Origin of the sequence: Mesobaculum littorinae (assembly GCF_004011175.1) — a bacterium.
Classification (GTDB): Bacteria; Pseudomonadota; Alphaproteobacteria; order Rhodobacterales; family Rhodobacteraceae; genus Tranquillimonas; species Tranquillimonas littorinae.
Map to the genome: position 1 here is coordinate 831,132 of NZ_RQXX01000002.1, position 21,578 is coordinate 852,709.

Below are 21,578 nucleotides of genomic sequence, written 5' to 3' on the forward strand. Positions count from 1 at the left end.
CCGAAGCCTCCCTTCGTCTTCAATTCCTGCAGACCGCCCGGTCGGCCGACGTGCCGCCGCCCGACCCGAAGCCTGCCAGAGACACCTGGACCCCGAAGCTGGTCGCGGGTGTCACGCTTGTCGAGGACGTGTAGCGCCGCGATGCCGAAAGGTCGAGCGTGATGCATTCGTTGCGATATTGCAGGCCGACGCCCGCGCGCTGCGCCCGTTCCGAGGCGACATCGAACCGGCCCTCGATGCTGCCGGTCCATGTCCGGGTCAGGCGGTAGCCCGCGTCGAAGGCCAGTTCGTGCGTGGCGTCGGGGCGGTTTTCCTCGGGCACGCCGTCCAGCCAGATGTAGCTGGCCGCAAGGTCGGTGCGGCCGCGGTCGAGATCCAGCCGCAGCTCGTTCTTCGACATCGACAGGTCGTCGTCGAAGACGGCGCGGTCGATCATCGACAGCCCATCCGACAGCCGCGCGTGGCCGGCCACCAGCCAGTCCGACAGACGGCCGTCCAGCCCGGTGCCCATCGGATAGAGGTCGCTGTCCTCGGCCCGGATCACCCGCCCCGCCGTCACCCCGAGGCTGAGGCCGCCGGGCGTTTCGGCCAGGTAGCTGGCGCCGAGCGACAGGCGCAGCCCATCCTCGACCGCGTCTTCGCCGGGAAAGCGCGACAGCGAGAACAGGTTGCCCTCGTCCAGTTCGACGAGCGTCGAATCCTCGTTCGGAACGGGGCCGCCGCGCGGGTCCGACCAGGCCAGGTGCGCCACCGGTTCGATCAGGTGGAACGTGCCGCCCGGTCCGGTTCGGGTGAAGGGCCAGCGCAGCTCGACCGCCGCCTCGGGGGTGATGCGGCTGACCTCGTCGTCGAAGGTGCTGTCGTTGTCGATGGTGTAGGCGCGTCCGTCCAGCCCCAGCGTTGCGGCGCCGACGATGCCGCCGGGCAGCATCCGGTCGCCGCGCCACCCCAGGCTCAGGCCCGCCATCGCCAGGTCGCGTCCGGCGCCGTCAGCGTCGGACCTGCGGTCCAGCACGGCGGCATCGGCGCCGAAGCTCAGCGTGCCGCCGCCCAGTCGCAGCCGTTGCTCCAGTCGCGCGGTGCCGTAAAGCCGGGGCAGTTCGCCGGCGATCGGGCGTTCGCTGTCGCGCAGCGTCTCGAACCCGCTCAGCCGTGCGTCGAAGAGGCTCAGCCGGTCGACCCGGGTCAGGCGCGCCGAGGTCTCCAGCCGGTCCTCGTTGGAATAGTCGTAATCGGTCAGGTAGCCCGTGTCCGACACCTCCTGCACCGCGAGGTCCAGCCGGAAGCTGCGCGGCAGCAGGAACGCGGCCTCGCCGAAAAGGTAGTAGCGCGTGGCGTCGTCGGTTAGGTCGTCGCGGCTGACCGCGCCTTCGAAGGCGATCCGGCCGCGGCGCAGCTCTTGCCGGTAGCCCAGTTCGAGCGTGGTGGTGTTTTCGCTGACATAGGGCGCCAGCGTCAGGTCCGCATGCGATCCCAGCGGCAGGAAATAGGGCACCCGCACGCCGAAGCCCAGCCGGCTTGAGCTGCGCACCGTCGGCACCAGCACGCCCCGCGCGCGGTCGAGCGTGGGATCGGGCAGGCGGAGCCGGGGAATGTAGAACACCGGCACGCCCAGGAGACGGAAGGTGGCGTTGTCGAAATAGAGCTGCTGTTCCAGGTCGTCGTGCACGATGCGGCTGGCGCGGATCTCCCACGTGGGGACCGGGTTGGCGGCGCAGACCTGGCAGGACGAGGCGACGGCCTTGGTCAGCAGCGTGTAGCGGCCCGAGACGCGGTTGATCTGGTTCGCGGCCAGCTGCAGCTGCCGGTCCAGCACCAGCCGCGCGCTGACCAGGATGCCGTCTTCCAGATCGGCGTCGAGCGCGCCTTGCGAGGCCAGCACCACCGCGTCGCCGTCGCCCTCGACCAGGGTCAGGGGACCCTCCAGCGTCAGCCGGTCGGCGCTGCGGTCGTAGACGAGCCGGCTGGCGGTCAGGCGCGTCGTGCCCTCCATCACCTCGACCCGGCCCTCGGCGATCAGCCGGTCGTCGCCGGTGATGTAAAGCCGGTCCGACACCAGCGTCGCGGTCTGCGCCGCCGCGGCGGCGGGCAGCAGAAGCGCGAAGATCAGCGCCAGCGCGCGCATCAGCCGTCCTCCCAGTGCAACAGCAGTCCAAGCGGCAGCAGGATCGCCGCCACGGGCGGTCCCCAGGCCGCCAGCGCGATGGGAATCTGCCCCGTCTCGCCAAGTATCTGCGCCAGGTCGCGAATGAAATAGAGCGCAAAGCCCAGACCCAGCGCGAAGAGCACCATGAGCCCGGTGCGCCCCATCCGGGTGTGCCGCATGGTAAAGCCCGCGCCGACCAAGACCATCGCCACCAGCAGGACCGGCAGCGCCAGCTCCATCTGCAGCCAGACGCGGTGGCGGCGGGCCGAGAACCCGGCCTCCTCCAGCCGCGAGATGAAGGCGGGCAGGTCCCAGACGGGGATCGCCTGCGGCGCGCCGAAACTGTCTAGGATCTGGTCGCGGCTGAGCGTGGCGGGAAGCGTCATCTGGTCCTGTCTTTCGGCCGCGGCCTCGGGGTTTTCGGCGTCGAGCCGCCACAGCTTCACGTCCCGCAGGTGCCATTCCCCGGGGGTCAGTTCGGCCCGGGCGGCTTCGATCCGGAAGGTCGGCATGCCCGCGGTATCAAACCCCAGGAAGGTGGCGCCGTAAAGTTCGGTGCCGTCCAGGTTGGCACGTGGCGCCTCGATCACCGTCTGCCCCTCGGGGCCGCCCTGGCGCAGCCACAGGCCTTCGCCGCTGAGCGACAGGATCGACGAGAAGGCCGAAGCATAGCGGCTGGCCAGCACGTCGTAGCGGGCCGAGCTGGCGGCGACGATGGGGTTCAGCACGCCCACCGCCGTCACCCCGATCACCAGTGCCACGGTCACCGGCCCGGCAAGGCTGCGCAGCGCCGACCGCCCGGCAGCGCGGGTGACCACCAGCTCCGAGGTGCGCGCGAGCGACAGGAACAGCCACAGCGTGGCAAGGATCATCACCAGCGGCAGGATGCGATACAGGCTGTCGGGGATGTGCAGCAGCGTCAGCCCGACCTTCTGCCGAAAGCTGACGGTGGCGCTGTCGAAGCGGCGGATCTGCTCGACAAGGTCGATCAGCGCCAGAAGCGCGGCGAAAGCGGCGAAGACGCCCAGAAAGGCCCCCAGGAACCGCCGGGCAAAGTAGAGATGCAGCGTCATGCCGGGCCTCCTGCCGCCTGATCGCGGGGGCGGGCGGCCGCCGCGTCCGCGCGGGCGGGGCCGCGGTGTGACGCTCCGTCCCGCGCGGGCTCAGCCGCTCCGGTGACGCCGGTTCCCGGGACGTGGCCGGCTCGGGCATTGGATGGGTCATCGGGCCCGTCGTCGGCTCCGTCGTCGCGTCCGCCATTGGGCCCGTCGTCTTGTCCGCTGGCGGGCGGCTGCTTCGGCGCGCGCCCCGGGCGCCCGGCGCGCCACAGAAGGCCGCAGGCCAGCGCCAGCGCGACCAGCGCCGGGATATAGCGCAGACCCCAGAGATCGGGCCCGCGTTCGGCCATGTCGGCGGCGGCGGCGTCGAGCGCCTCCATCGCGACGACAGCCCCGATCGCCGCCAGGATCTGGCGCCACATGCCGAAGCGGGAAAAGCCGGCCGACATCAGGATCGCAAAGCCCAGAAGCGGGGCCGACAGCGCCTTGATCGCCTGGGTGAAGCGGGAATGCACCTCGCTCAGCACCTCGGGCACGGGCGTGTCGGTGCGCCGGGCGACGGCCTCGGTGCGCGACAGCAGTTCCCAGGTCGACAGGTCCTCTGGCTCGACATCGCGGTCGCCGCCGGCCTGCATCAGCCCCGTCATGTCGTAGGTGAAGGACTGGAACGCGGTGGTGGCCAGCCTCTGCCCCTCGGGGGCGAGGCTCTGGATCAGGCCGTCGCGCATGACCAGGGTCGGCGCCCCGTCCGAGCGCAGCAGCAGCGCCGAGGCGGCGGTATAGTCCACCCGGTTCTGCGGGTCGCGCCGGTCGGACAGGAAGATGTCGCGCATCTCGCCCTCGGGCGTGATTTCGCGGATGTAGAAGGTCAGCCCCTCGGCCGGGTGCAGGAATTCGCCGTCCTTGAGCAGCCGCGCGGTCAGGTTCTGCGCCACCTCCGAGGTGCGCACCGCCAGCTGCGACAGGCTGGCGGGCACCAGCAGGTTCGTCAGCGCCAGTACCAGAAGCATCGCGATCAGGCCGAAGGTGGCGACCGGACGCGCCAGCCGCGCGGGCGAGGCGCCCTGCGCCTGCATCGCCACCAGTTCGCTTTCCGCCGCGAGCCGGTTGGTCACGTAGACCGCCGCGGCAAAGGCCGAGACCGGCAGGACCAGCCGGATCACGTTGGGCAGCGCCAAGAGCGAGAATTCAAGGAAGACGCCCGCCGACTGGCCGTTGGCGATCAGCATGTCGAACAGGCCCACGGCCCGGTTGATCCAGTAGACCAACACCAGCACCAGCGAGAAAAAGCCGAAGAGCCACAGGAATTGTGACAAAAGATAACGGTCGATACGCGTCACGAGACCCCCGTCGCCCGATCCCCTGACGGGCCGTCCGCGGCGACCCTAGCGGATCGTCCGGGCGGGGAAAACTCCCTTCTGGCCAACCGCGCGGGCCGGGGCTAGGGTCGGCCCGAATTTGCAATAACCCGGCAGGACATCGCCCATGACCACGCCCGCATCCGTCAGCTTTCGCCCCTTCGACCCCGCCGAACTGGCGCAGATCGAAGGCCGGATCGTCGTCTTTGCCGACGCCGACGGCACGCTCGACCCCGCCGCGCGGCGGATCGACCGCCTGACCCGCGGCGCGGTGAAGCGCGCGGTCGAGGGCGAGGCGTTCGAGGACGCAACGCCCGGCACCTCGGTCGATCTGGCCTTTCCCGCGGGGCTGGCGGCAGAGGCGGTGCAGGTGATCTGTCTGCCGCGCCGTCCCACCGCCGCCGAGGCGCGCAAGGCCGGTGTCGCCGTTGGCCGGTCGGCCGGCAGTGCCGCGGTCACGCTTCTGGCCAATGCGCGCCGCTTCGCCGATGAACTGGCGCTGGGGGCCGTCCTGCGCGGCTATACCTACCGCGCGCAGCGCACCGGCGCCGCCGCGGACAAGACCGCGGGCCCGGTCGCCGTCCTGGTGTCGAAGCCCGGCGACTACGAGGATGCCGCCGACCGCATCGCCGCGCTGGCCCAGGGCGTGTTCTTCACCCGCGACCTGACCGCCGCGCCCTCGAACGTGCTGACCACCACCGAATTCGCCCGCCAGCTGGAAGGCCTGCGCGATCTGGGCGTCGAGGTCGAGGTGCTGGAAGAGGCCGAGCTGGAAGAGCTCGGGATGCGCACGCTTCTGGCCGTGGGGCAGGGCAGCGAAAGCCCGTCGAAGGTGGTGGTGATGCAGTGGAAGGGCGCCGGCGGCGACCCCCTCGCGCTCGTGGGCAAGGGCGTCGTCTTCGACGCCGGCGGCATCTCGCTCAAGCCCGCCGCTGGCATGGAGGACATGACCATGGACATGGGCGGCGCCGGCGTGGTGTCGGGCGTGATGAAGACGCTCGCCCTGCGCAAGGCCAAGGCGCATGTCGTGGGGCTGGTCGGCCTGGTCGAGAACATGCCCGACGGTCGCGCCACCCGCCCCGGCGACGTCGTCCGCTCGATGAAGGGCGACACGGTCGAGGTCATCAATACCGATGCCGAGGGCCGCATGGTCCTGGCCGACGTGCTGTGGTACGCGCAGGAGCGGTTCAAGCCGCAGGGCGTGGTCGATCTGGCCACCCTGACGGGCGCCATCATGATCGGCCTCGGGCACGAGAACGCGGGCGTCTTTTCCAACAACGACCCGCTGTGCGATGCCTTCCTCAAGGCCGCGAAGGCCGAGGGTGAGGGCGCGTGGCGGATGCCGCTGGGCGAGGCCTACGCCAAGCAGCTGAAATCTGACGTCGCGGACGTGAAGAACGTGGGCGGCCGCCCCGGCGGCGCGATCACCGCGGCCGAGTTCCTGCGCCGCTTCGTCAAGGACGACACGCCGTGGATCCACCTCGACATCGCGGGCGTGGCCAAGACCGGCGGCGACAGCGCGCATGCCGGCAAGGGCGTGTCGGGATGGGGCGTGCTGTCGCTCGACCGGCTGGTGCGCGACCGCTTCGAAGGCGAATAGGGCCCGGGCCGTGGGCGCCGCCTATTTCTACCACCTGACGCGCCGCCCGCTCGAGGCGACGCTGCCGGTCTTGCTTGACCGGTCGCTGGGGCAGGGCTGGCGCGTCGCGGTGCGCGGCACCGATGCCGACCGCCTGGCCTGGCTGGACGAAAAGCTGTGGCTGGATGGCGAGGGGTTTCTGCCGCACGGACTGGCGGGCGGGCCGCATGACGCCGACCAGCCGGTCCTGCTGACCGTCGCGCCCGAGATGTCCAACGGGGCCGTCTGCCTGATGGCGATCGACGGCGCCGCCGTGACACCCGACGAGGTCACCCGGCTCGACCGTGTCTGCGTGCTGTTCGACGGCGCCGACGAGACCGCGCTGGCCAAGGCCCGCGGCCAGTGGCGCGACCTGACCCGCGCCGGCTGCTCGGCGCAGTACTGGAGCGAGGAGTCCGGCCGCTGGGAGAAGAAGGCGGAAAGCTGACCCGTCCGCCCCGGCCCGCCCGGACGGTCCCCCGTTGCACCGCGCTCGGGACGGTGCCGCCCCGCCCGTGATGGTGCTGCCGCGCCGCAAGAACGTCACGCTCGCACATGTACTTCCGGAAGATGTCGACTTTCGCGCCGAGGCTTGCCTGGTGACGCTTACCCGCCGACGCTACACGATGACCGGTTATTCGGTGGCGGGCTTACGGTGATGGGCTTACGGTGACAGCTTACCCGGTGACGGGCGTACAGTGGCGGGCGCAGGGTGACGGGGGCGCGCGGCGCCGCCCATGGGGGCCGCGGCGACCCCAAGGGGCGCCAGCCGGGGGGTGCCGGGACGGCGCGGACTGCGAAAAGCCGCGAGTCTCCCCGTCGGCTCACCTTGTTACCTTCCGCCGTCACCTCGCGGTGGCGCCCCGGGGCGCAGGCGGCGGGCTCGGGACCCGCGGGCTCAGGTTCCGCGGGCCCGGGGGGCGCGCCAGCCGAAGCGGACGCTGATCACCCGGATCGCGAAGACGGCCGCGACGGCGGTTCCGGCCACCGCGCTGTCGCTCAGACCCGCCTGCGCGCCGACGACCACGATGGCGGCGCCGATCATCGCGGCGAGGGCATAGATCTCTTCGCGCAGGACGCGGGGCGGCTCGGCCACCAGCAGGTCGCGCACCGCGCCGCCCCCCACGGCGGTCAGCACGCCCAGCAGGATCGCCGGAAGCGGGTCGAGCTCAAGCGCCAGCGCCTTGCGGCAGCCGCTGACCGCGAAGAACCCCAGCCCCAGCGCGTCGAGCATCATGACGGGCTTGCTGAGCCGTTCCACCAGTCGGTGCCCGAAGAACGCGGTGCCTGCGGCGGCAAGCGCGGTCAGCAGGTAGCGCGGCTCTGCCAGTGCGGTGGGCGGCGTGGCCCCCAGCAGCATGTCGCGGATCATGCCGCCCGCGAGGCCCGCCGCCACCGACAGCACCGCGATCCCGAAGATGTCGAGCCCGCGCCGCACCGCCAGGAGCGCGCCGCTGATACCGAAGACATATGTCCCCAGAAGGTCGAGCCAGACGCCGAGGGGCAAGATGTCCATTCCGTCACCACCATCGATAGGGCCCGTGGGCCGATGTTGCAGTCCCGCGCCGAGAGACCTTCGCGCGCCGACCCATGCCATGACCCGCGTCGTGCCCGACATCCCTGCGCAGGCCGCAGAGGGGGCCGCAGAGGGGGCCGCAGAGGGGGCCGCATTCGTTTTTCCAAGCTGCCCGCGCCTGTCGTCATCGGCCTGCGCCGCAGCCCCGGGCCCGAACAGCCCTTATAACGCCGCCACCCCGGACCGTGGCTTGCAGCCGGGCGCGACCCGGGCAGGGCCGTCCCATACGTCCGGCGCCCTTTTGGACCGCAAACGTCATCTCCTGCAACTCCCGGGTGGCGGCGCCGGGCACCGCAGTCCCCGCTTGCGCCAGCCAAGCTGTGCGCGCCGGCTGCCGAAGCGGTGGCGCCGACCACGCGCCGGGCCGAGCAGGTGTGCCAGAACGTCGCAGGAGCGCCCTGTTTTCAACGGCTTGACCCAAATCAAGGTGGGCGCCGCGCCGCGGGCGCAAGGGGGGTGCGAGATTATCGCAAAGGACAGAATCATGAAACTTCGGGCCCTCCTTCTTTCCGCCTCCGCCGGGCTGGCCCTCGCCGGTATGGGCGCCGCGACGGCCGCCTCGGCCCAGCAGGCCGGTGATTTCACCTTCGGCGTCGGGCTGGGCCTCGTGACGCCGAAAGACGACAACGGCACGCTGTCCGCCGGCGACCTGACGCTGGGCGACGACACGCAGATCACGCTGACGCTGGAATACCTTCTGACCGACAACCTCGGGCTCGAACTGCTGGCGGCGACGCCCTTCACCCACGACATCAAGCTTAACGGTGCCAAGGTCGGCGAGGTCGAGCACCTGCCGCCGACGGTGACGCTGAACTACTACTTCCGCAACGACAGCAAGTTCACGCCCTTCGTCGGTGCCGGGGTGAACTTCACCACCGCGCTGGATGTCGATTCGCCGCTGGGCGATCTGGACCTGCAGGACAGCTGGGGGCTGGCCGCGCATCTGGGGCTCGACTACGCGCTGTCCGAGAACAACGCGCTGCGCACCGACCTGCGCTGGATGGACATCGACATGGATACGTCGCTGAACGGCGCCGGGCTGGGCACGGCCGAGGTCGATCCGCTGGTGCTGGGCGTGTCCTTCGTCCACCGGTTCTGAGACGCGCCCGGACGGCTGGGAGGGCGTCCGGGCAGCAAGACCCGGCAGGCAAGTCCGGGCAGGCAGGCAGGGCCGGGCATACCGGACCGGGCAGGCAGGGAGGACGGGCGCGCCCATCATGGCGCGCCCGTTTTCCTGTCGGGCCGCGGGGTAGGGGCCTTTGCGAAGGACCGCGCCGCGATGCCCCCCCCGCACTCTGGCCCGTATGCCCGCCCCCCCGGGAATGCATGCGGCGGACAAAGCCGCCCATGCCGGCACGCGGGCGCTTCCCCCCCGGGCGAGGCTCTGCTAAGCGCGCGCCATGCTACGCATCGACGACATCAGCTACGCCATCGCGGGCCGCCCCTTGTTCGAGGGCGCCTCGGCGATCATTCCCGAAGGCCACAAGGTCGGCCTCGTCGGCCGCAACGGCACGGGCAAGACCACGCTCTTTCGCCTGATCCGCGGCGAGCTTGCGCTGGAAGGGGGCGAGATCGCGGTGCCCGAGCGCTACCGCATCGGCGGGGTCAGCCAGGAAGTCCCGGGCTCGGAGGTGTCGCTGATCGACACCGTGCTGGCCGCCGACACCGAACGCGCCGCGCTGCTGGCCGAGGCCGAGACCGTCACCGACGCCGCCCGCATCGCCGAGGTGCAGACGCGGCTGGCCGATATCGACGCCTGGTCGGCCGAGGCGCGCGCGGCGGCGATCCTCAAGGGCCTGGGCTTCGACGACGCACAGCAGCGCATGCCGTGTTCGGCCTTCTCGGGCGGCTGGCGGATGCGCGTGGCGTTGGCGGCGGTGCTGTTTTCCGAACCCGACCTTCTGCTGCTGGACGAACCGACCAACTATCTCGACCTCGAAGGCGCGCTGTGGCTGGAAAGCTACCTGACGCGCTATCCCCATACCGTGCTGGTCATCAGCCACGACCGCGGGCTTCTGAACCGCTCGGTCGGGCATATCCTGCATCTCGAGGATCGGAAGCTTTCGCTCTATACCGGCGGGTACGACAATTTCGCCCGCACCCGCGCCGAACGCATCGCGGTGCAGCAGGCGGCGGCGCGCAAGCAGGACGCGCGGCGGGCGCATCTGCAAAGCTTCGTCGACCGCTTCCGTGCCAAGGCCTCGAAGGCCAAGCAGGCGCAGAGCCGGCTGAAGATGATCGAGCGGATGGAGACGATCCAGTCCCCGCAGGAGGCCGCGCTGCGCGCCTTCACCTTCCCCGAGCCCGAAGAGCTGTCGCCGCCCATCGTCACGATGGAGGGGGCGAGCGTGGGTTACGACGGCAAGGCCGTGCTGTCGCGGCTGGACCTGCGCATCGACCAGGACGACCGCATCGCGCTGCTGGGCCGCAACGGCGAGGGCAAGTCGACGCTGTCGAAACTACTGGCAGGCAAGCTGCCGGCGCTTGCGGGCAACGTGACCTCGGCCTCGAAGCTGCGGATCGGTTATTTCGCGCAGCACCAGCTGGACGAACTGCGCGCCGAGGAGACACCGGTCGAGCACCTGCGGCGGATGCGGCCGGGGGAATCGCCCGCCCAGTGGCGGTCGCGCCTGGCGGGCTTCGGTCTGGGCGCGGCGCAGGCGGAAACGCTGGTGGGCAAGCTGTCGGGCGGCCAGAAGGCGCGGCTGACGCTGCTGCTGGCGACGCTCGACGCGCCGCACCTGCTGATCCTCGACGAGCCGACCAACCACCTCGACATCGAAAGCCGCGAAGCGCTGGTCGAAGCGCTGACCGCCTATTCGGGGGCGGTGATCCTTGTCAGCCACGACATGCACCTGCTCAGCCTCGCCGCCGACCGGCTGTGGCTGGTCAAGGACGGGCGGGTTGCGCCCTTTGACGAGGATCTCGAGGCCTATCGCCGCCTGCTTCTGGCGGACGACGCGCCGCAGAAGCCCAAGGCCGAGGCGCCCAAACCCAAGCCCAGGCGCGCCAGCCGCGACGAGGTGCTGGCGATGCGCTCGGATGTGCGCAAGGCCGAGGGCCGGGTCGAGAAGCTGAACGAGATGCGCGACAAGCTGGCCAAGAAGCTGGCCGACCCCGACCTTTACGAGCCCGGCAAGGCGGGCGAGGCCGAGGTCTGGCAGAAGAAATACGCCGAGGTCATGGAGGCGCTCGGCCGGGCCGAGGCGCTGTGGATGGCCGCGCTGGAAAAGCTCGAGACCGCCGAGGCCTGAGGGCCGGGGTCTGAGGGCCGGGGACCGGGGAGAAGGCTTGGGCCCGCGGGCCGGGGATCAAAGGCCGGGGGCCAAAGGTTCAGGCCTAAAGGTCGGCGCCGGAAGGCTGCGGTCTGAAGGTTGAGGTCCGAAAGTTACGGTCCGGGGACGTGGGTCGAGGTGCATGGCCGCGCCCTCCCGTTACGCCGGATGGTCCCGGGGCTGTGGCGTGCGGGTCTTGTGCCGGGGCCCTGGGGGCGGGCCGGGGCGGCGGCATGAAAGGCCGGGGCTGTCGCCTCTGCCCTGGCCGCGATGGTCGGGCCCTCGCGGCCCGAGGGCAGGGCGGCAGTGCCGGGCCGGCAGCACCGTCCCCAAGCCGCAGGCCGGCCCGCCCGGCGTCCCGCGGGCTGGCCACGCAAGCCCGGGCGCGGTTGTTCGGGTCCGGCGGCGTGAGCTCGGAAGTGTCGGGCGCGGAAAACGGTGTTCGCGGAACGGACACCCCGTATCGAGGCCCCCGCCGCAGGGGGCGATCCTGGCGGCCCGCGACGGGGCCGTGTGAAGGGGTTGAGGCATGGACTGGAATTTCCTGATTACCGCGTTCGTCACCCTTATGGTGATCGTCGATCCCATCGGCCTGACGCCGCTTTTCGTGGCGCTGACGCAGGGCATGCCGCGGGCGCAGCGCCGCGCGGTCGGGGCCCGGGCCTGTGCGCTGGGGGCGGCGCTTCTGATGCTGTTCGGGATGTTCGGCGAGGCGGTGCTGGGGTTCGTCGGCATCACCATGCCGGCCTTCCGCATCGCGGGCGGCATTCTTCTGTTCCTGACCGCGCTCGACATGCTGTTCGAGCGCCGGGCCGAACGGCGGCAGGGCAATGCCGACAAGAACGAAGACGACCCTTCGGTCTTTCCCCTGGCCACGCCGCTGCTGGCCGGGCCGGGCGCCATCGCCACGATGATCCTTCTGACCGGGCAGGCGGGCGGCGACGTCACCATGGTCATCGCTGTGCACGTGGTGATGGCGCTGGTCGTGGCGATCACCTTCGCGCTGTTCCTGGCAGCGGGCCCGCTTGAACACATGCTGGGCGATGTCGGCGTCAACGTCGTGACCCGCCTGCTGGGCATGTTGCTTGCCGCGCTGTCGGTTCAGTTCGTGCTGGACGGGCTGAAATCCTTCGGTCTTGTCGGGGGCTAGGCGACCCCCGCGAGGCACGTCCCGGGTCGTGGCGGGCAGCCGCGCCGCCGCCCGCCGGGCCCCTTGACGGCACGCTATGGCAAGGGCGAGAGGCCCTGCGACGCAATGCCCTTTGCGAAACCGTCTCCGCCCCCTATCTTCGACGCATGACCGGTGACGATTATGGCCGCATCGCGTACCTTGTCCTGCTGTTGCTTGTTCTCGGCGGATACTTCGTCGTGGCCAGCCGCGACCGGATGGGCAAGACGCTGCAACAGGCGGCGATCTGGGGGCTGATCTTCGTGGGCGTCGTGGCGGTGGCGGGGCTCTGGTCCGACATCCGCGATACCGTCGCCCCGCGGCAGTCCTACGTGGGCGAGGCCGGGCGCATCGTCGAGGTGCCGCGCGCCCCCGACGGGCACTACTACCTGACGCTGGGGATCAATGATGCCGCGGTCGACTTCGTCATCGACACCGGCGCCAGCGACATGGTCCTGACCCGCCGTGATGCCGAGCGGGCGGGGATCGATCCGGACGAGCTTGCCTACCTGGGCCGGGCCCAGACGGCCAACGGCGTCGTGCCCATCGCGCAGGTCATGCTGGACCGCGTGACGCTGGGGCCCTTGTCGGACGCCAACGTCACCGCCTCGGTCAACGGGGGCGAGATGGGCATGTCGCTTCTGGGGATGAGTTACCTTCAACGCTTCGGCCGGATCGAGATCGCGGAGAACCGGCTGGTGCTGGAACGCTAGGCGCTGTCCCTGTCGCGCGCCCCCATGGGCACCCGCCACCCGCGCCCGGGCACTCGACAGGCGCGATCCTGCGGCGCGGATGTCGAGTGCGCCTTTTCAAGTCACGGTCTCCATGCTAGCAGGGCGCCGATTTCCGGGGCAGCGCTGGGCTGCCCCTGCACATATATGAGGCACGCCAATGGCCACCGAACGCACCCTGTCGATCATCAAGCCCGACGCCACCCGCCGCAACCTGACCGGCAAGATCAACGCCAAGTTCGAAGATGCGGGCCTGCGCATCGTTGCGCAGAAGCGCATCCAGCTGACCAAGGCTCAGGCTGGCGAGTTCTACAAGGTTCATGCCGAGCGTCCGTTCTACGACGAGCTGTGCGAATTCATGGCCTCGGCCCCGGTCGTCGTGCAGGTGCTGGAAGGCGAAGGCGCCATCGCGAAGAACCGCGAAGTCATGGGCGCGACCAACCCCGCCGATGCGGCCGAGGGCACGGTCCGCGCCGATTTCGCTGAATCGGTCGGCGAGAACTCGGTCCACGGCTCGGACGCGCCCGACACCGCCGCCGACGAAATCTCGTTCTTCTTCTCGGGTCTCGAACTGGTCGGCTAAGCCCGACGCGACATCCCGCGAACCTCAAAGGGCGCCCCGTGGCGCCCTTTTTGCTGTCGGTGGGCTGTTGCGGGCCAGTGGGGCGCTGCCCATCCGTTATCGCGGCCGATCGCCACGACCGGTCACCCTGCATGTCGCGCAGGGCGCGTCGTGAACGCGCTACTGCCGTTATGAAAGGTGTTGCCCGGCCTGGGTCTACAGCGCGCCGGTCCGCTCGAAATGGCGGCGCAGCAGGCGCACGTTGCGGCGGTTCGCCTTCAGCCCGATGTCGAGAAGGTCGCCGATCAGCGGCACCGTGCCGACCACGGCATCGACCCCTGCATTCGCCGCCATCCGCGCCAGAACCGGCCGCGGCGCCCCCATCTGCATCGCCCGATATATGATATAGCCCGCGGGGCCGAAGGCCGCGGCGTCGCCGATCCCGGGCAGGAGCCCCAGAATGCCGTCCCAGCCGATGCGCGTGCCAATGAGCGGCAGGCGAAAGGCCGCGTCCATCCGTTCGGCCAGCCGTTCCAGCGCAGCCATCTCGGCCTCGAGCGTCTCGGGGCTGCGCTCGCCTTCGGTGCGGGGCCCTGCGGTGCGGGGGTCGGAAGAGGCGGGGGACACCATGCGCTCAGCGTTTCGCGATGATGTAGACGGCATGGACGAGCCCGGGAACGAAGAAGCAAAGCGTCAGAATGAGGTTCAGCCAGAACTGCTTGCCCAGCCCTTCCTGCAGGAAAACTCCGAGCGGCGGCACGAAGACGGCGATGATGATGCGGATAAGATCCATTGACGGGCTCCAGACATGCGGTGCCGGGTCAATGTGCGCCGGGGCCCGTAGGTTCCGCGATGGTGCCGTACGGGCGCGGTTTCAGGGGCGTGGGCCGCCAAGGGACGCGGGCTGCTGCGTCCGGTCTGCGGGGCCATTCCGGGTGGCCCTGGTGAAGGGCTGGCCGGGGCGACGGGGCGCCAAGGGGCGTGGATTTGCCGCCCGGGATCCTCGGGACGGTCGTCCGGTTCGGGACGCCGGTTCGGGCGGTCGGCGCCGCACCGGGGGTGCCCCCGGCGCGGCGTCCGGGGTCAGATCGCGGCCCAGTCGCGCAGGGCGACGGGAGCGGTCGGTTCGGGCAGGCGCACGGGCTGCGGTGCCGGGCGGCCGGGATGCGGGGCCGAGGCCGAAGTCGGTGAGGCGTTGGGGCGATGGATCATGGTACTGCTCGTTTACTCAGCGTGGTGTGGCGGTGCGGTTCCCTTTCTGCACCCGCCTTGTGGCCCCATGACGGCAGAAGCGTGGCCCAACGCAAGTCACGCCGCGGTGAGCCGGCAAAACTGCGCTGAGTTTGAGGCAAATTGACCAGAGCCCGTGGGGAACCCTCCGCTGCCAACTAACCGGACATAAAGCTTTATCCGCGAGTTTGGACGCAGATCACACATGGGAGGGGCCAATGACTGATCCGCGCGACATCCTGTCGGAACTGACACTCTGCCTGATGCAGTTTCGCCGTGGCGGCTGCTGGGCCGTGGCCGAGTCGCTCGACCTGATCGCGCGCGAACTGATGTGCGACATCGACGCCGCCGACGATGGCGCGTTAGCCTCGGCAATCGCGCGCCTTTGAGATGCGTTTGAAGCCGGGCCGCCGCATCGCCCTGCCGGGGCCGCGGGGCGCTGGGACGCACGCCTCGACCAATACCGCATATCCAGACAGACAGACTATCCAGATAGTCAGAGAGGTCCCGCAGATGGATGCAGATCGCCTTGCCCGGGTTCTGGCCCGCGTCAACTCCTACGCATGGCGCAGCGGCAACCGGGTGTTGCTGAGCCACGTCCGCGTAACCGCCCGCACCGCGCAGGAGCAGCTGGGGCAGGACAGCAACGGCGGCATCGACCGGCTGTGCGTGCCGTCCCCCGCGCCCGCAATTTCGTGTCGGAGAGCCTCGCAAGGATAGGCGCGTGTCGCCCGGGCGGGAAGAGGGCCGCCCGGGGTGCGCTGCCCGGGGTGCGCCGCCCGGGGTGCGCTGCCCGGGGTGCGCTGAACCGGGTGCATGCCGGGCCGGGCGCGCGAAGGGGCGAACGCCCTTGCCCTCGGGCCGCGGCGGGCCTAAGCCCTCAGCCCATGCGACTAATGTTTCTGGGCGATGTCTTCGGCCGCGCGGGCCGGGCCGCGATCACCGAACGCCTTCCCGCGCTGCGCCATGACTGGCAGCTCGATTTCGTCGTGGTCAACGGCGAGAATGCAACCAACGGTGCGGGCCTTTCGGGGGCCCATGCCCGGCTTTTGTTCGAGGCGGGGGCCGACGTGGTCACGCTGGGCGATCATGCCTTCGACCAGAAGGACATGGGTCCGATGGCCGAGGCCGAGCCCCGCATCATCCGCCCGCTGAACTTTGCCAAGGCGCCCCCGGGGCGCGGTGCGCGCGTCTTCGAAGCGCCGGGCGGCCGCCGCGTGCTGGTCGCGCAGGTGCTGGGGCAGGTCTTCATGAAGCGGCCCTTCGACGATCCCTTTTCCGCCATCGACCGGGTGCTGATGAACACGCCGCTGGGGCAGGGGATCCATGCCGCTGTCGTCGACATCCACTGCGAGGCGACGTCCGAGAAGATGGCGATGGGCCATTTCTGCGACGGGCGGGCCAGCCTCGTGGTGGGAACGCATACCCATGTGCCGACCGCCGACGCGATGATCCTGCAGGGCGGCACCGCGTATCTGAGCGATGCGGGCATGTGCGGCGACTATGCCTCGGTCATCGGGATGGAAAAGACCGAGCCGCTGCGCCGCTTCGTCACCGGCATGCCCCGTGGCAGGTTCGAACCGGCCCGCGGACCCGCCACGCTTTGCGGCGTCTATGTCGAGACCGACGATGCCACCGGCCGCGCCACCCGGGTCGTCCCGGTGCGGCAGGGCGGGGCGCTGCCGCCGTCGGGCCCCGCGGATCCGGCGTGAGCGGACCCGGAACCCCGGTCCGCGCAGCCTCGGCCCGAAAAGACGCGGGCCGCGACCTTGTGGGCCGACGGCACGAAGTCGCCCCGATCTGCCAGCCTGAACCTGCAGGCCGTCCGGTCGCAGCCGGTCGGGCGTGCGGTTCGAAAGCGCGCGCGTGACGGAAGCGCGCGTGACGGGCGGTCGCGGACCCGTGGACGGCTTGGCGATCACCAGCGGGCGGGGCCCGCACCGGCACTCCGGTCGTGGGCCCCTTGAGGGCGTCGCGAACGACGATCAGCCGTCTGATCGCGGGCGGCCGGGTCGTGAGCCGTCGCGTCCTGGGCAGCCGGAACCGGCGCCGTCGGGATCGGGGCCCTCGCGACCTGAGCCGTCGGAGATTGAGCCGTCGGAAATCGGGCAGCCGGAAGCCGGACAGCCGGGGCACGGGGCGATCGGGCGCGGCAGGGCGGGGCTGATCGCGATCCTCGTGCTGATCGGCGCGGGGTGGGGGCTGGGCCAGCCGCTGGCCAAGATCGCGGTGTCGGGCGGGCACCGGCATGTGGGCATCGTCTTCTGGCACATGTGCGTGACGGGGGCGATCATGGGTGCCGTGATGGTTGCCCGCCGCAGGTCGCTGCCCTTGGGGCGCCGGCACGTTGCGCTTTACCTGATGGTGGCGCTGCTGGGCACGGTGCTGCCCAACGCGGCCTCCTACCAGGCGGCGGTATACCTGCCCGCGGGCCTGGTGGCGCTGCTGATATCGCTGGTGCCGATGTTCGCCTTCCCGATCGCGCTGGCCGCCGGGCTCGACCGGTTTTCCTGGGGCCGGGCGCTGGGGCTGGGGCTTGGCCTTTGCGGCGTGCTTCTGGTCACGCTGCCCGAGACCAGCCTGCCCGATCCGGCGATGGCGGGCTTCGTGCCGCTGGCGCTGATCGCCCCGGTCTTCTATGCGCTCGAGGGCAATGCCGTGGCGAAATGGGGCCTGCCGGAGCTTGACGCCGTCCAGCTGCTGTTCGGCGCGACGCTGCTGGGCCTGCCGGTCGCCGCCGGGCTGGCGCTGGGGACCGGCACCTTCATCGATCCGCGCCCGCCCTGGGGGCTGCCAGAGCTTGCAGTGGTCGCCTCGGGCGCCGTGCATGCGGTGGTCTATACCGGATATCTGTGGCTGGTCGGACGGGCCGGATCTGTCTTTGCCGCGCAGGTCGCCTATCTCGTCACCGCCTCGGGGCTGGTGTGGTCGATGGCGATCCTGGGCGAACGCTATTCGGGGTGGATCGGCGCCGCGCTTCTGGCGATGTTCGCGGGCCTTTTCCTGGTGCAGCCGCGCCCCAGATCGAAGCTTGTGCCGCGCCCGCACGACGTTAAGCTCTGACCGGCCCGCCGGAGACCCGCATCCCAATGAACCTATTCGTCTTTGACCCGACCACGCAGGCGATGCTCGCGCTGGCCGTGGTCGTTGGCATGTTCCTGCTCTTCGCCCGCGAAACCTACCCGACCGAGGTTGTCGCGATCTCGGGCGCGGGGCTGATGTTCGCGCTGGGACTTCTGCCTTATGATGCCGCGCTCGCGGTCTTTGCCAACCCCGCGCCTTGGACCATCGCGGCGATGTTTCTGGTGATGGGGGGGCTGGTGCGCACCGGGGCGGTGCAGTGGCTGACCGAGCAGGCCGACCGCCATTCCACCATCCGCCCGCGTTCGACCCTGTTGATCAGCCTTGCCGTGGTGGCGGTGGGGTCGGCCTTCATGAACAACACCCCCGTCGTGGTGGTGATGATCCCGGTCTTCGTTCAGCTGTCCAAGCGGCTGGGCATCCTGCCGTCCAAGATCCTGATCCCGCTCAGCTATGCGGCGATCCTGGGCGGCACGCTGACGCTGATCGGCACCTCGACCAACCTGCTGGTCGACGGCGTCGCCCGGTCGCGGGGGCTTGAGCCCTTCGGCATCTTCGAGATCCTGCCGCTGGGGCTGGTGCAGGTGACGGTGGGTGCGCTCTACCTCTCCTTTTTCGGCCGGCACCTGCTGCCCGACCGGCAGTCGATGGGCGTGGCGCTCAGCGACCGGCGCAAGATGAAGTACTTCACCGAGGTGGCGCTGCCCGAGGATTCCGCGCTCATCGGTCAGGAGGTCCTGTCGGTCGACCTGTTCCGCCGCGAAGGCGTGCGGGTGGTCGACGTGCTGCGCGGCGATGCCTCGCTGCGCCGGGACCTGGCGGCGGTCACGCTCGAACCCGGCGACCGCGTCGTCCTGCGGACCGAGATGGCCGAGCTGCTGGGCCTGCAGCAGAACCGCGACCTGCGCGCGGTCGACAAGCTGTCGTCGGTCGCGACCGAGACGGTCGAGGTGCTGATCACCCCCGGCTGCCGCATGGTGGGCCGGTCGCTGGGCGCGATGCGCCTCAGGCGGCGCTACGGCGTCTACCCGCTGGCGGTGCATCGCCGGAACCAGAACATCGGCCGGCAGCTGGACGAGGTCGTCGTGCGGGTGGGCGATACGCTGCTGCTGGAAGGCAACCCCGCCGACATCCAGCGGCTGGCGCAGGACATGGAGCTGGTCGACATGACCCGGCCCTCGGCGCAGGCGTTCCGCCGGGGCCACGCGCCCATCGCCGTGGGCGCGCTGGCGGCGGTCGTGGCGCTGGCCGCGCTGGGCGTGGCGCCGATCTTCGGGCTGGCGGTGCTGGCCGTCGCGGTGATCCTTCTGACCCGGTGCGTCGACGCGGACGAGGCGTTTTCGTTCATCGAGGGCCGGCTGCTTGCGCTGATCTTCGCGATGCTGGCCGTCGGCGTGGGGCTTGAGCAAAGCGGCGCGGTGGCGCTGATCGTCGATGCCATCGGCCCGCTGCTGGTTGGGGCGCCGCCGGTGCTGGTGATCTTCGCGATCTACCTGCTGGCCTCGACCCTGACCGAGCTTGTGTCGAACAACGCGGTGGGGGTGATCCTGACCCCCATCGCGATCGAGCTGGGGCTGGCGCTGGGGCTCGACCCCCGGGCTCTGGTCGTGGCCGTGATGTTCGCGGCGTCGGCCGCGTTCTCGACGCCGATCGGCTATCAGACCAACATGCTGGTCTATGGTCCGGGCGGCTATCGTTTCACCGATTACATGAAGGTGGGAATCCCGATGAACCTGCTTCTGGGCGTGGTGGCAAGCTGCGTCATTCCGCTGATCTGGCCGGTATGATGCGCCGCGCTGCACATCCCGCCCGCGACCCCGACAACCACGCCGGCCCGCGTCGGACCGGGTGCCGGCTTCACCGTCTGGCCGCGCTGGCCTTGCTCCCGCTGCTTGCGGCCTGCGCGGCCACCGGTCCCACGCGCGGGCCCGAGGCGACGCCGCGCGCCGATGCCCGCCCGGCCGAGGTGACGCTGTACCGCGACACGCTGACGGCCCGCTTCGACGACGGCCAGCTCTGCGCCGCGCCCCGCCCGGGGCGCAGCGGCGGCTGGTCGGGGGCATTCATCGGCTGCGCCCATCCCTGGCAGGCCGTCGTCGCCACCCCAACGACCCGTCCGCGCCAGCCGCTGCGTCGCGGCGGGGCAGGCGTCACCCTGACCCCGCCCGAGGGGGCGGGGGAAAGCTGGGGCGCGCAGCCGGGCATGTAAGGGCGTACGCCATGGCGGCTCGGACCCGCGCACCGCGCGGGTTGCACATGCGGCGCAAGCCATTGCAAAATGGCGTGTTTCCCGCCATCCGGTGGGCGTCGAGAGAAGGAAAAGCCATGAGTGTTCAGTGCCGCCGGGCTGGGGCAGATGACGGTGAGGCCGTCGCGGACCTGATCGAGGATCTTCAAGCCTACCACGACCTGCCGCGCCAGTCGCGCGCCGAGATCCTGTCCGACCTTGCCACCATGCCCGAGGGGTTCGAGGTCTGGCTGGCCGAGGATGACGCGCGCCGCGCGCTCGGGATCGCGCTGGCCTGCGTCTATCCCGGGCCGGGCATCGCGGCGGGCTGCTACCTCAAGGAGCTTTTCGTGACGTCCCGCGCCCGGCAGGGCGGGGTCGGGCGCGCCCTGATGCAGGCGCTTGCAGCCTCGGCGCTGGCACGGGGCGCGCAACGCATCGACTGGGTGACGTCGTGGGACAACGAGGTGGCGCGATCCTTCTACGACGGCCTCGGCGCTCAAGCGAACGGGAACAAGCTTTTCTACCGCATCGACGGGGACGCGCTTGCGACGCTCGCGGGGGATGCCGGCTGACCGACCGCGACACCGCCGCCGGACGCGGTGCGGGCGCGCTCCGCTATGGCCATTGCGGCGGGTGCGGGATCGGGGGGCGAGGCGCGGGGCCCCGGCGTCGGGTTTCGGTGGCCGGTTCCGCAGGGCATTGCCCCACCCCTGAGGCATGGGATATAGGGCGGCAATCCCACATGTCGGACACCAGAAGAGAGACGGGCACATGGCAGGCCATTCCAAATGGGCGAACATCCAGCATCGCAAGGGCCGGCAGGATGCTGCCCGGTCGAAGCTGTTTTCGAAACTCGCCAAGGAGATCACGGTCGCCGCGAAGATGGGCGACCCCGATCCCGACAAGAACCCCCGCCTGCGCCTTGCGGTGAAAGAGGCGAAATCGCAGTCCGTCCCGAAGGACGTGATCGACCGCGCGATCAAGAAATCGCAGGGCGGCGACGCCGAGAACTACGAGGAAATCCGGTATGAGGGCTACGGCCCCAACGGCGTTGCCGTGATCGTCGAGGCGATGACCGACAACCGCAACCGCACCGCGTCCTCCGTGCGCTCGACCTTCGGCAAGAACGGCGGCAACCTCGGCGAAACCGGCTCGGTCTCGTTCATGTTCGACCGCAAGGGGCAGGTGATCTACCCTGCCTCGGCGGGCGATGCCGAGGACGTGCTGATGGCCGCGATCGAGGCAGGCGCCGAGGACGTGGAAAGCGGCGAGGAATGGCACGTGGTCTGGTGTGCCGATACCGACCTGGCCGAGGTCTCGACCAAGCTCGAAGAGCAGCTGGGCGAAAGCGAATCGACCAAGCTGGTGTGGCGACCGCAGAACACGACCGAACTTGGTCTCGAGGACATGCAGAAGCTGATGAAGCTGATCGACGCGCTCGAAGACGACGACGACGTGCAGACCGTGACCGCGAACTTCGAAACCTCGGACGAGGTGATGGCGGCGCTCTGACCCGCCGCTCTGACCCGCCGCCCGACCCCGCGC

General features: G+C 70.3%; 22 protein-coding genes. 15 read left to right on the top strand and 7 right to left on the bottom strand.

What is annotated here, in order from left to right:
- Positions 1-19 precede the first annotated feature (19 nt).
- From EKE94_RS08615 to lptF, 3 genes are read right to left on the bottom strand one after another with little or no spacing between them, the layout of a single operon-like run.
- A complete protein-coding gene (locus tag EKE94_RS08615; RefSeq protein WP_127906168.1) occupies positions 20-2,125 on the bottom strand; it encodes an LPS-assembly protein LptD in 2,106 nt (701 codons plus the stop codon).
- On the bottom strand, positions 2,125-3,219 hold the full coding sequence (gene lptG / locus EKE94_RS08620; protein ID WP_127906169.1) for an LPS export ABC transporter permease LptG: 1,095 nt from the start codon (positions 3,217-3,219) through the stop codon (positions 2,125-2,127). Before lptG ends, EKE94_RS08615 begins: the two co-directional genes overlap by 1 nt.
- Positions 3,216-4,544: an LPS export ABC transporter permease LptF gene (gene lptF, locus EKE94_RS08625; protein WP_127906170.1), complete on the bottom strand. Its 1,329-nt coding sequence runs from the start codon at positions 4,542-4,544 to the stop codon at positions 3,216-3,218. Before lptF ends, lptG begins: the two co-directional genes overlap by 4 nt.
- Before the next feature lie 145 nt (positions 4,545-4,689).
- On the opposite strand from lptF, the gene EKE94_RS08630 reads away from it, so the two are divergent.
- A complete protein-coding gene (locus tag EKE94_RS08630; RefSeq protein ID WP_127906171.1) occupies positions 4,690-6,162 on the top strand; it encodes a leucyl aminopeptidase in 1,473 nt (490 codons plus the stop codon).
- A gap of 10 nt (positions 6,163-6,172) precedes the next feature.
- Positions 6,173-6,628: a DNA polymerase III subunit chi gene (locus EKE94_RS08635; RefSeq protein WP_127906172.1), complete on the top strand. Its 456-nt coding sequence runs from the start codon at positions 6,173-6,175 to the stop codon at positions 6,626-6,628.
- Between the two features lie 450 nt (positions 6,629-7,078).
- On the opposite strand, the gene EKE94_RS08640 is transcribed toward EKE94_RS08635, so the two are convergent.
- Positions 7,079-7,696 (bottom strand): trimeric intracellular cation channel family protein, encoded by a 618-nt coding sequence (locus tag EKE94_RS08640; RefSeq protein ID WP_127906173.1) that lies wholly within the window; start codon positions 7,694-7,696, stop codon positions 7,079-7,081.
- Between the two features lie 544 nt (positions 7,697-8,240).
- On the opposite strand from EKE94_RS08640, the gene EKE94_RS08645 reads away from it, so the two are divergent.
- The 5 genes from EKE94_RS08645 (at position 8,241) to ndk (ending at position 13,513) form a co-directional block, all read left to right on the top strand.
- Positions 8,241-8,855 (top strand): OmpW/AlkL family protein, encoded by a 615-nt coding sequence (locus tag EKE94_RS08645; protein ID WP_127906174.1) that lies wholly within the window; start codon positions 8,241-8,243, stop codon positions 8,853-8,855.
- A gap of 301 nt (positions 8,856-9,156) precedes the next feature.
- Positions 9,157-11,010 (top strand): ABC-F family ATP-binding cassette domain-containing protein, encoded by a 1,854-nt coding sequence (locus EKE94_RS08650; protein WP_127906175.1) that lies wholly within the window; start codon positions 9,157-9,159, stop codon positions 11,008-11,010.
- A gap of 550 nt (positions 11,011-11,560) precedes the next feature.
- Positions 11,561-12,181 carry a MarC family protein gene (locus EKE94_RS08655; protein WP_127906176.1) on the top strand — a complete coding sequence of 207 codons (621 nt, stop codon included), beginning with the start codon at positions 11,561-11,563 and terminating at the stop codon, positions 12,179-12,181.
- 146 nt (positions 12,182-12,327) lie between these two features.
- Entirely contained in the window at positions 12,328-12,912 is a 585-nt protein-coding gene (locus EKE94_RS08660; protein WP_127906177.1) for a retropepsin-like aspartic protease family protein, read from the top strand.
- A gap of 178 nt (positions 12,913-13,090) precedes the next feature.
- Positions 13,091-13,513: a nucleoside-diphosphate kinase gene (gene ndk, locus EKE94_RS08665; RefSeq protein WP_127906178.1), complete on the top strand. Its 423-nt coding sequence runs from the start codon at positions 13,091-13,093 to the stop codon at positions 13,511-13,513.
- A 195-nt stretch (positions 13,514-13,708) separates the two neighbouring features.
- Here ndk and EKE94_RS08670 read toward each other — a convergent pair whose 3' ends face one another.
- The 3 genes from EKE94_RS08670 to EKE94_RS19055 all read right to left on the bottom strand — a co-directional run bounded on the left by EKE94_RS08670 (position 13,709) and on the right by EKE94_RS19055 (position 14,704).
- A complete protein-coding gene (locus EKE94_RS08670) occupies positions 13,709-14,122 on the bottom strand; it encodes a DUF4112 domain-containing protein (protein WP_235855945.1) in 414 nt (137 codons plus the stop codon).
- Between the two features lie 4 nt (positions 14,123-14,126).
- Positions 14,127-14,285 (bottom strand): YqaE/Pmp3 family membrane protein, encoded by a 159-nt coding sequence (locus EKE94_RS08675; protein ID WP_127906179.1) that lies wholly within the window; start codon positions 14,283-14,285, stop codon positions 14,127-14,129.
- 290 nt (positions 14,286-14,575) lie between these two features.
- Positions 14,576-14,704 (bottom strand): hypothetical protein, encoded by a 129-nt coding sequence (locus tag EKE94_RS19055; RefSeq protein WP_268878276.1) that lies wholly within the window; start codon positions 14,702-14,704, stop codon positions 14,576-14,578.
- 236 nt (positions 14,705-14,940) lie between these two features.
- On the opposite strand from EKE94_RS19055, the gene EKE94_RS18645 reads away from it, so the two are divergent.
- From EKE94_RS18645 to EKE94_RS08710, 8 genes are all read left to right on the top strand, one after another.
- Positions 14,941-15,111, top strand: coding sequence for a hypothetical protein (locus EKE94_RS18645; protein ID WP_164870864.1), 171 nt, complete (start codon positions 14,941-14,943; stop codon positions 15,109-15,111).
- A 124-nt stretch (positions 15,112-15,235) separates the two neighbouring features.
- Positions 15,236-15,442: a hypothetical protein gene (locus EKE94_RS08680; protein WP_127906180.1), complete on the top strand. Its 207-nt coding sequence runs from the start codon at positions 15,236-15,238 to the stop codon at positions 15,440-15,442.
- A 167-nt stretch (positions 15,443-15,609) separates the two neighbouring features.
- Positions 15,610-16,434 (top strand): TIGR00282 family metallophosphoesterase, encoded by an 825-nt coding sequence (locus EKE94_RS08685; RefSeq protein WP_127906181.1) that lies wholly within the window; start codon positions 15,610-15,612, stop codon positions 16,432-16,434.
- Between the two features lie 466 nt (positions 16,435-16,900).
- Positions 16,901-17,785 carry a DMT family transporter gene (locus tag EKE94_RS08690; RefSeq protein ID WP_235855946.1) on the top strand — a complete coding sequence of 295 codons (885 nt, stop codon included), beginning with the start codon at positions 16,901-16,903 and terminating at the stop codon, positions 17,783-17,785.
- A 26-nt stretch (positions 17,786-17,811) separates the two neighbouring features.
- Entirely contained in the window at positions 17,812-19,590 is a 1,779-nt protein-coding gene (locus EKE94_RS08695; protein WP_127906182.1) for an SLC13 family permease, read from the top strand.
- 92 nt (positions 19,591-19,682) lie between these two features.
- Positions 19,683-20,012 carry a hypothetical protein gene (locus EKE94_RS08700; RefSeq protein WP_127906183.1) on the top strand — a complete coding sequence of 110 codons (330 nt, stop codon included), beginning with the start codon at positions 19,683-19,685 and terminating at the stop codon, positions 20,010-20,012.
- A gap of 116 nt (positions 20,013-20,128) precedes the next feature.
- A complete protein-coding gene (locus EKE94_RS08705; RefSeq protein ID WP_164870865.1) occupies positions 20,129-20,605 on the top strand; it encodes a GNAT family N-acetyltransferase in 477 nt (158 codons plus the stop codon).
- A gap of 199 nt (positions 20,606-20,804) precedes the next feature.
- Positions 20,805-21,545 (top strand): YebC/PmpR family DNA-binding transcriptional regulator, encoded by a 741-nt coding sequence (locus tag EKE94_RS08710; protein ID WP_127906185.1) that lies wholly within the window; start codon positions 20,805-20,807, stop codon positions 21,543-21,545.
- The last annotated feature ends 33 nt before the right edge of the window (positions 21,546-21,578 follow it).

Bases quoted from the DNA above. Each gene is read 5' to 3' on its own strand.
- EKE94_RS08615 (WP_127906168.1), bottom strand. From the start codon at position 2,125: ATGCGCGCGCTGGCGCTGATCTTCGCGCTTCTGCTGCCCGCCGCCGCG.
- lptG (WP_127906169.1), bottom strand. From the start codon at position 3,219: ATGACGCTGCATCTCTACTTTGCCCGGCGGTTCCTGGGGGCCTTTCTG.
- EKE94_RS08630 (WP_127906171.1), top strand. From the start codon at position 4,690: ATGACCACGCCCGCATCCGTCAGCTTTCGCCCCTTCGACCCCGCCGAA.
- EKE94_RS08640 (WP_127906173.1), bottom strand. From the start codon at position 7,696: ATGGACATCTTGCCCCTCGGCGTCTGGCTCGACCTTCTGGGGACATAT.
- EKE94_RS08645 (WP_127906174.1), top strand. From the start codon at position 8,241: ATGAAACTTCGGGCCCTCCTTCTTTCCGCCTCCGCCGGGCTGGCCCTC.
- EKE94_RS08650 (WP_127906175.1), top strand. From the start codon at position 9,157: ATGCTACGCATCGACGACATCAGCTACGCCATCGCGGGCCGCCCCTTG.
- EKE94_RS08655 (WP_127906176.1), top strand. From the start codon at position 11,561: ATGGACTGGAATTTCCTGATTACCGCGTTCGTCACCCTTATGGTGATC.
- EKE94_RS08660 (WP_127906177.1), top strand. From the start codon at position 12,328: ATGACCGGTGACGATTATGGCCGCATCGCGTACCTTGTCCTGCTGTTG.
- ndk (WP_127906178.1), top strand. From the start codon at position 13,091: ATGGCCACCGAACGCACCCTGTCGATCATCAAGCCCGACGCCACCCGC.
- EKE94_RS08670 (WP_235855945.1), bottom strand. From the start codon at position 14,122: ATGGTGTCCCCCGCCTCTTCCGACCCCCGCACCGCAGGGCCCCGCACC.
- EKE94_RS08675 (WP_127906179.1), bottom strand. From the start codon at position 14,285: ATGGATCTTATCCGCATCATCATCGCCGTCTTCGTGCCGCCGCTCGGA.
- EKE94_RS19055 (WP_268878276.1), bottom strand. From the start codon at position 14,704: ATGATCCATCGCCCCAACGCCTCACCGACTTCGGCCTCGGCCCCGCAT.
- EKE94_RS18645 (WP_164870864.1), top strand. From the start codon at position 14,941: ATGACTGATCCGCGCGACATCCTGTCGGAACTGACACTCTGCCTGATG.
- EKE94_RS08680 (WP_127906180.1), top strand. From the start codon at position 15,236: ATGGATGCAGATCGCCTTGCCCGGGTTCTGGCCCGCGTCAACTCCTAC.
- EKE94_RS08685 (WP_127906181.1), top strand. From the start codon at position 15,610: ATGCGACTAATGTTTCTGGGCGATGTCTTCGGCCGCGCGGGCCGGGCC.
- EKE94_RS08695 (WP_127906182.1), top strand. From the start codon at position 17,812: ATGAACCTATTCGTCTTTGACCCGACCACGCAGGCGATGCTCGCGCTG.
- EKE94_RS08705 (WP_164870865.1), top strand. From the start codon at position 20,129: ATGAGTGTTCAGTGCCGCCGGGCTGGGGCAGATGACGGTGAGGCCGTC.
- EKE94_RS08710 (WP_127906185.1), top strand. From the start codon at position 20,805: ATGGCAGGCCATTCCAAATGGGCGAACATCCAGCATCGCAAGGGCCGG.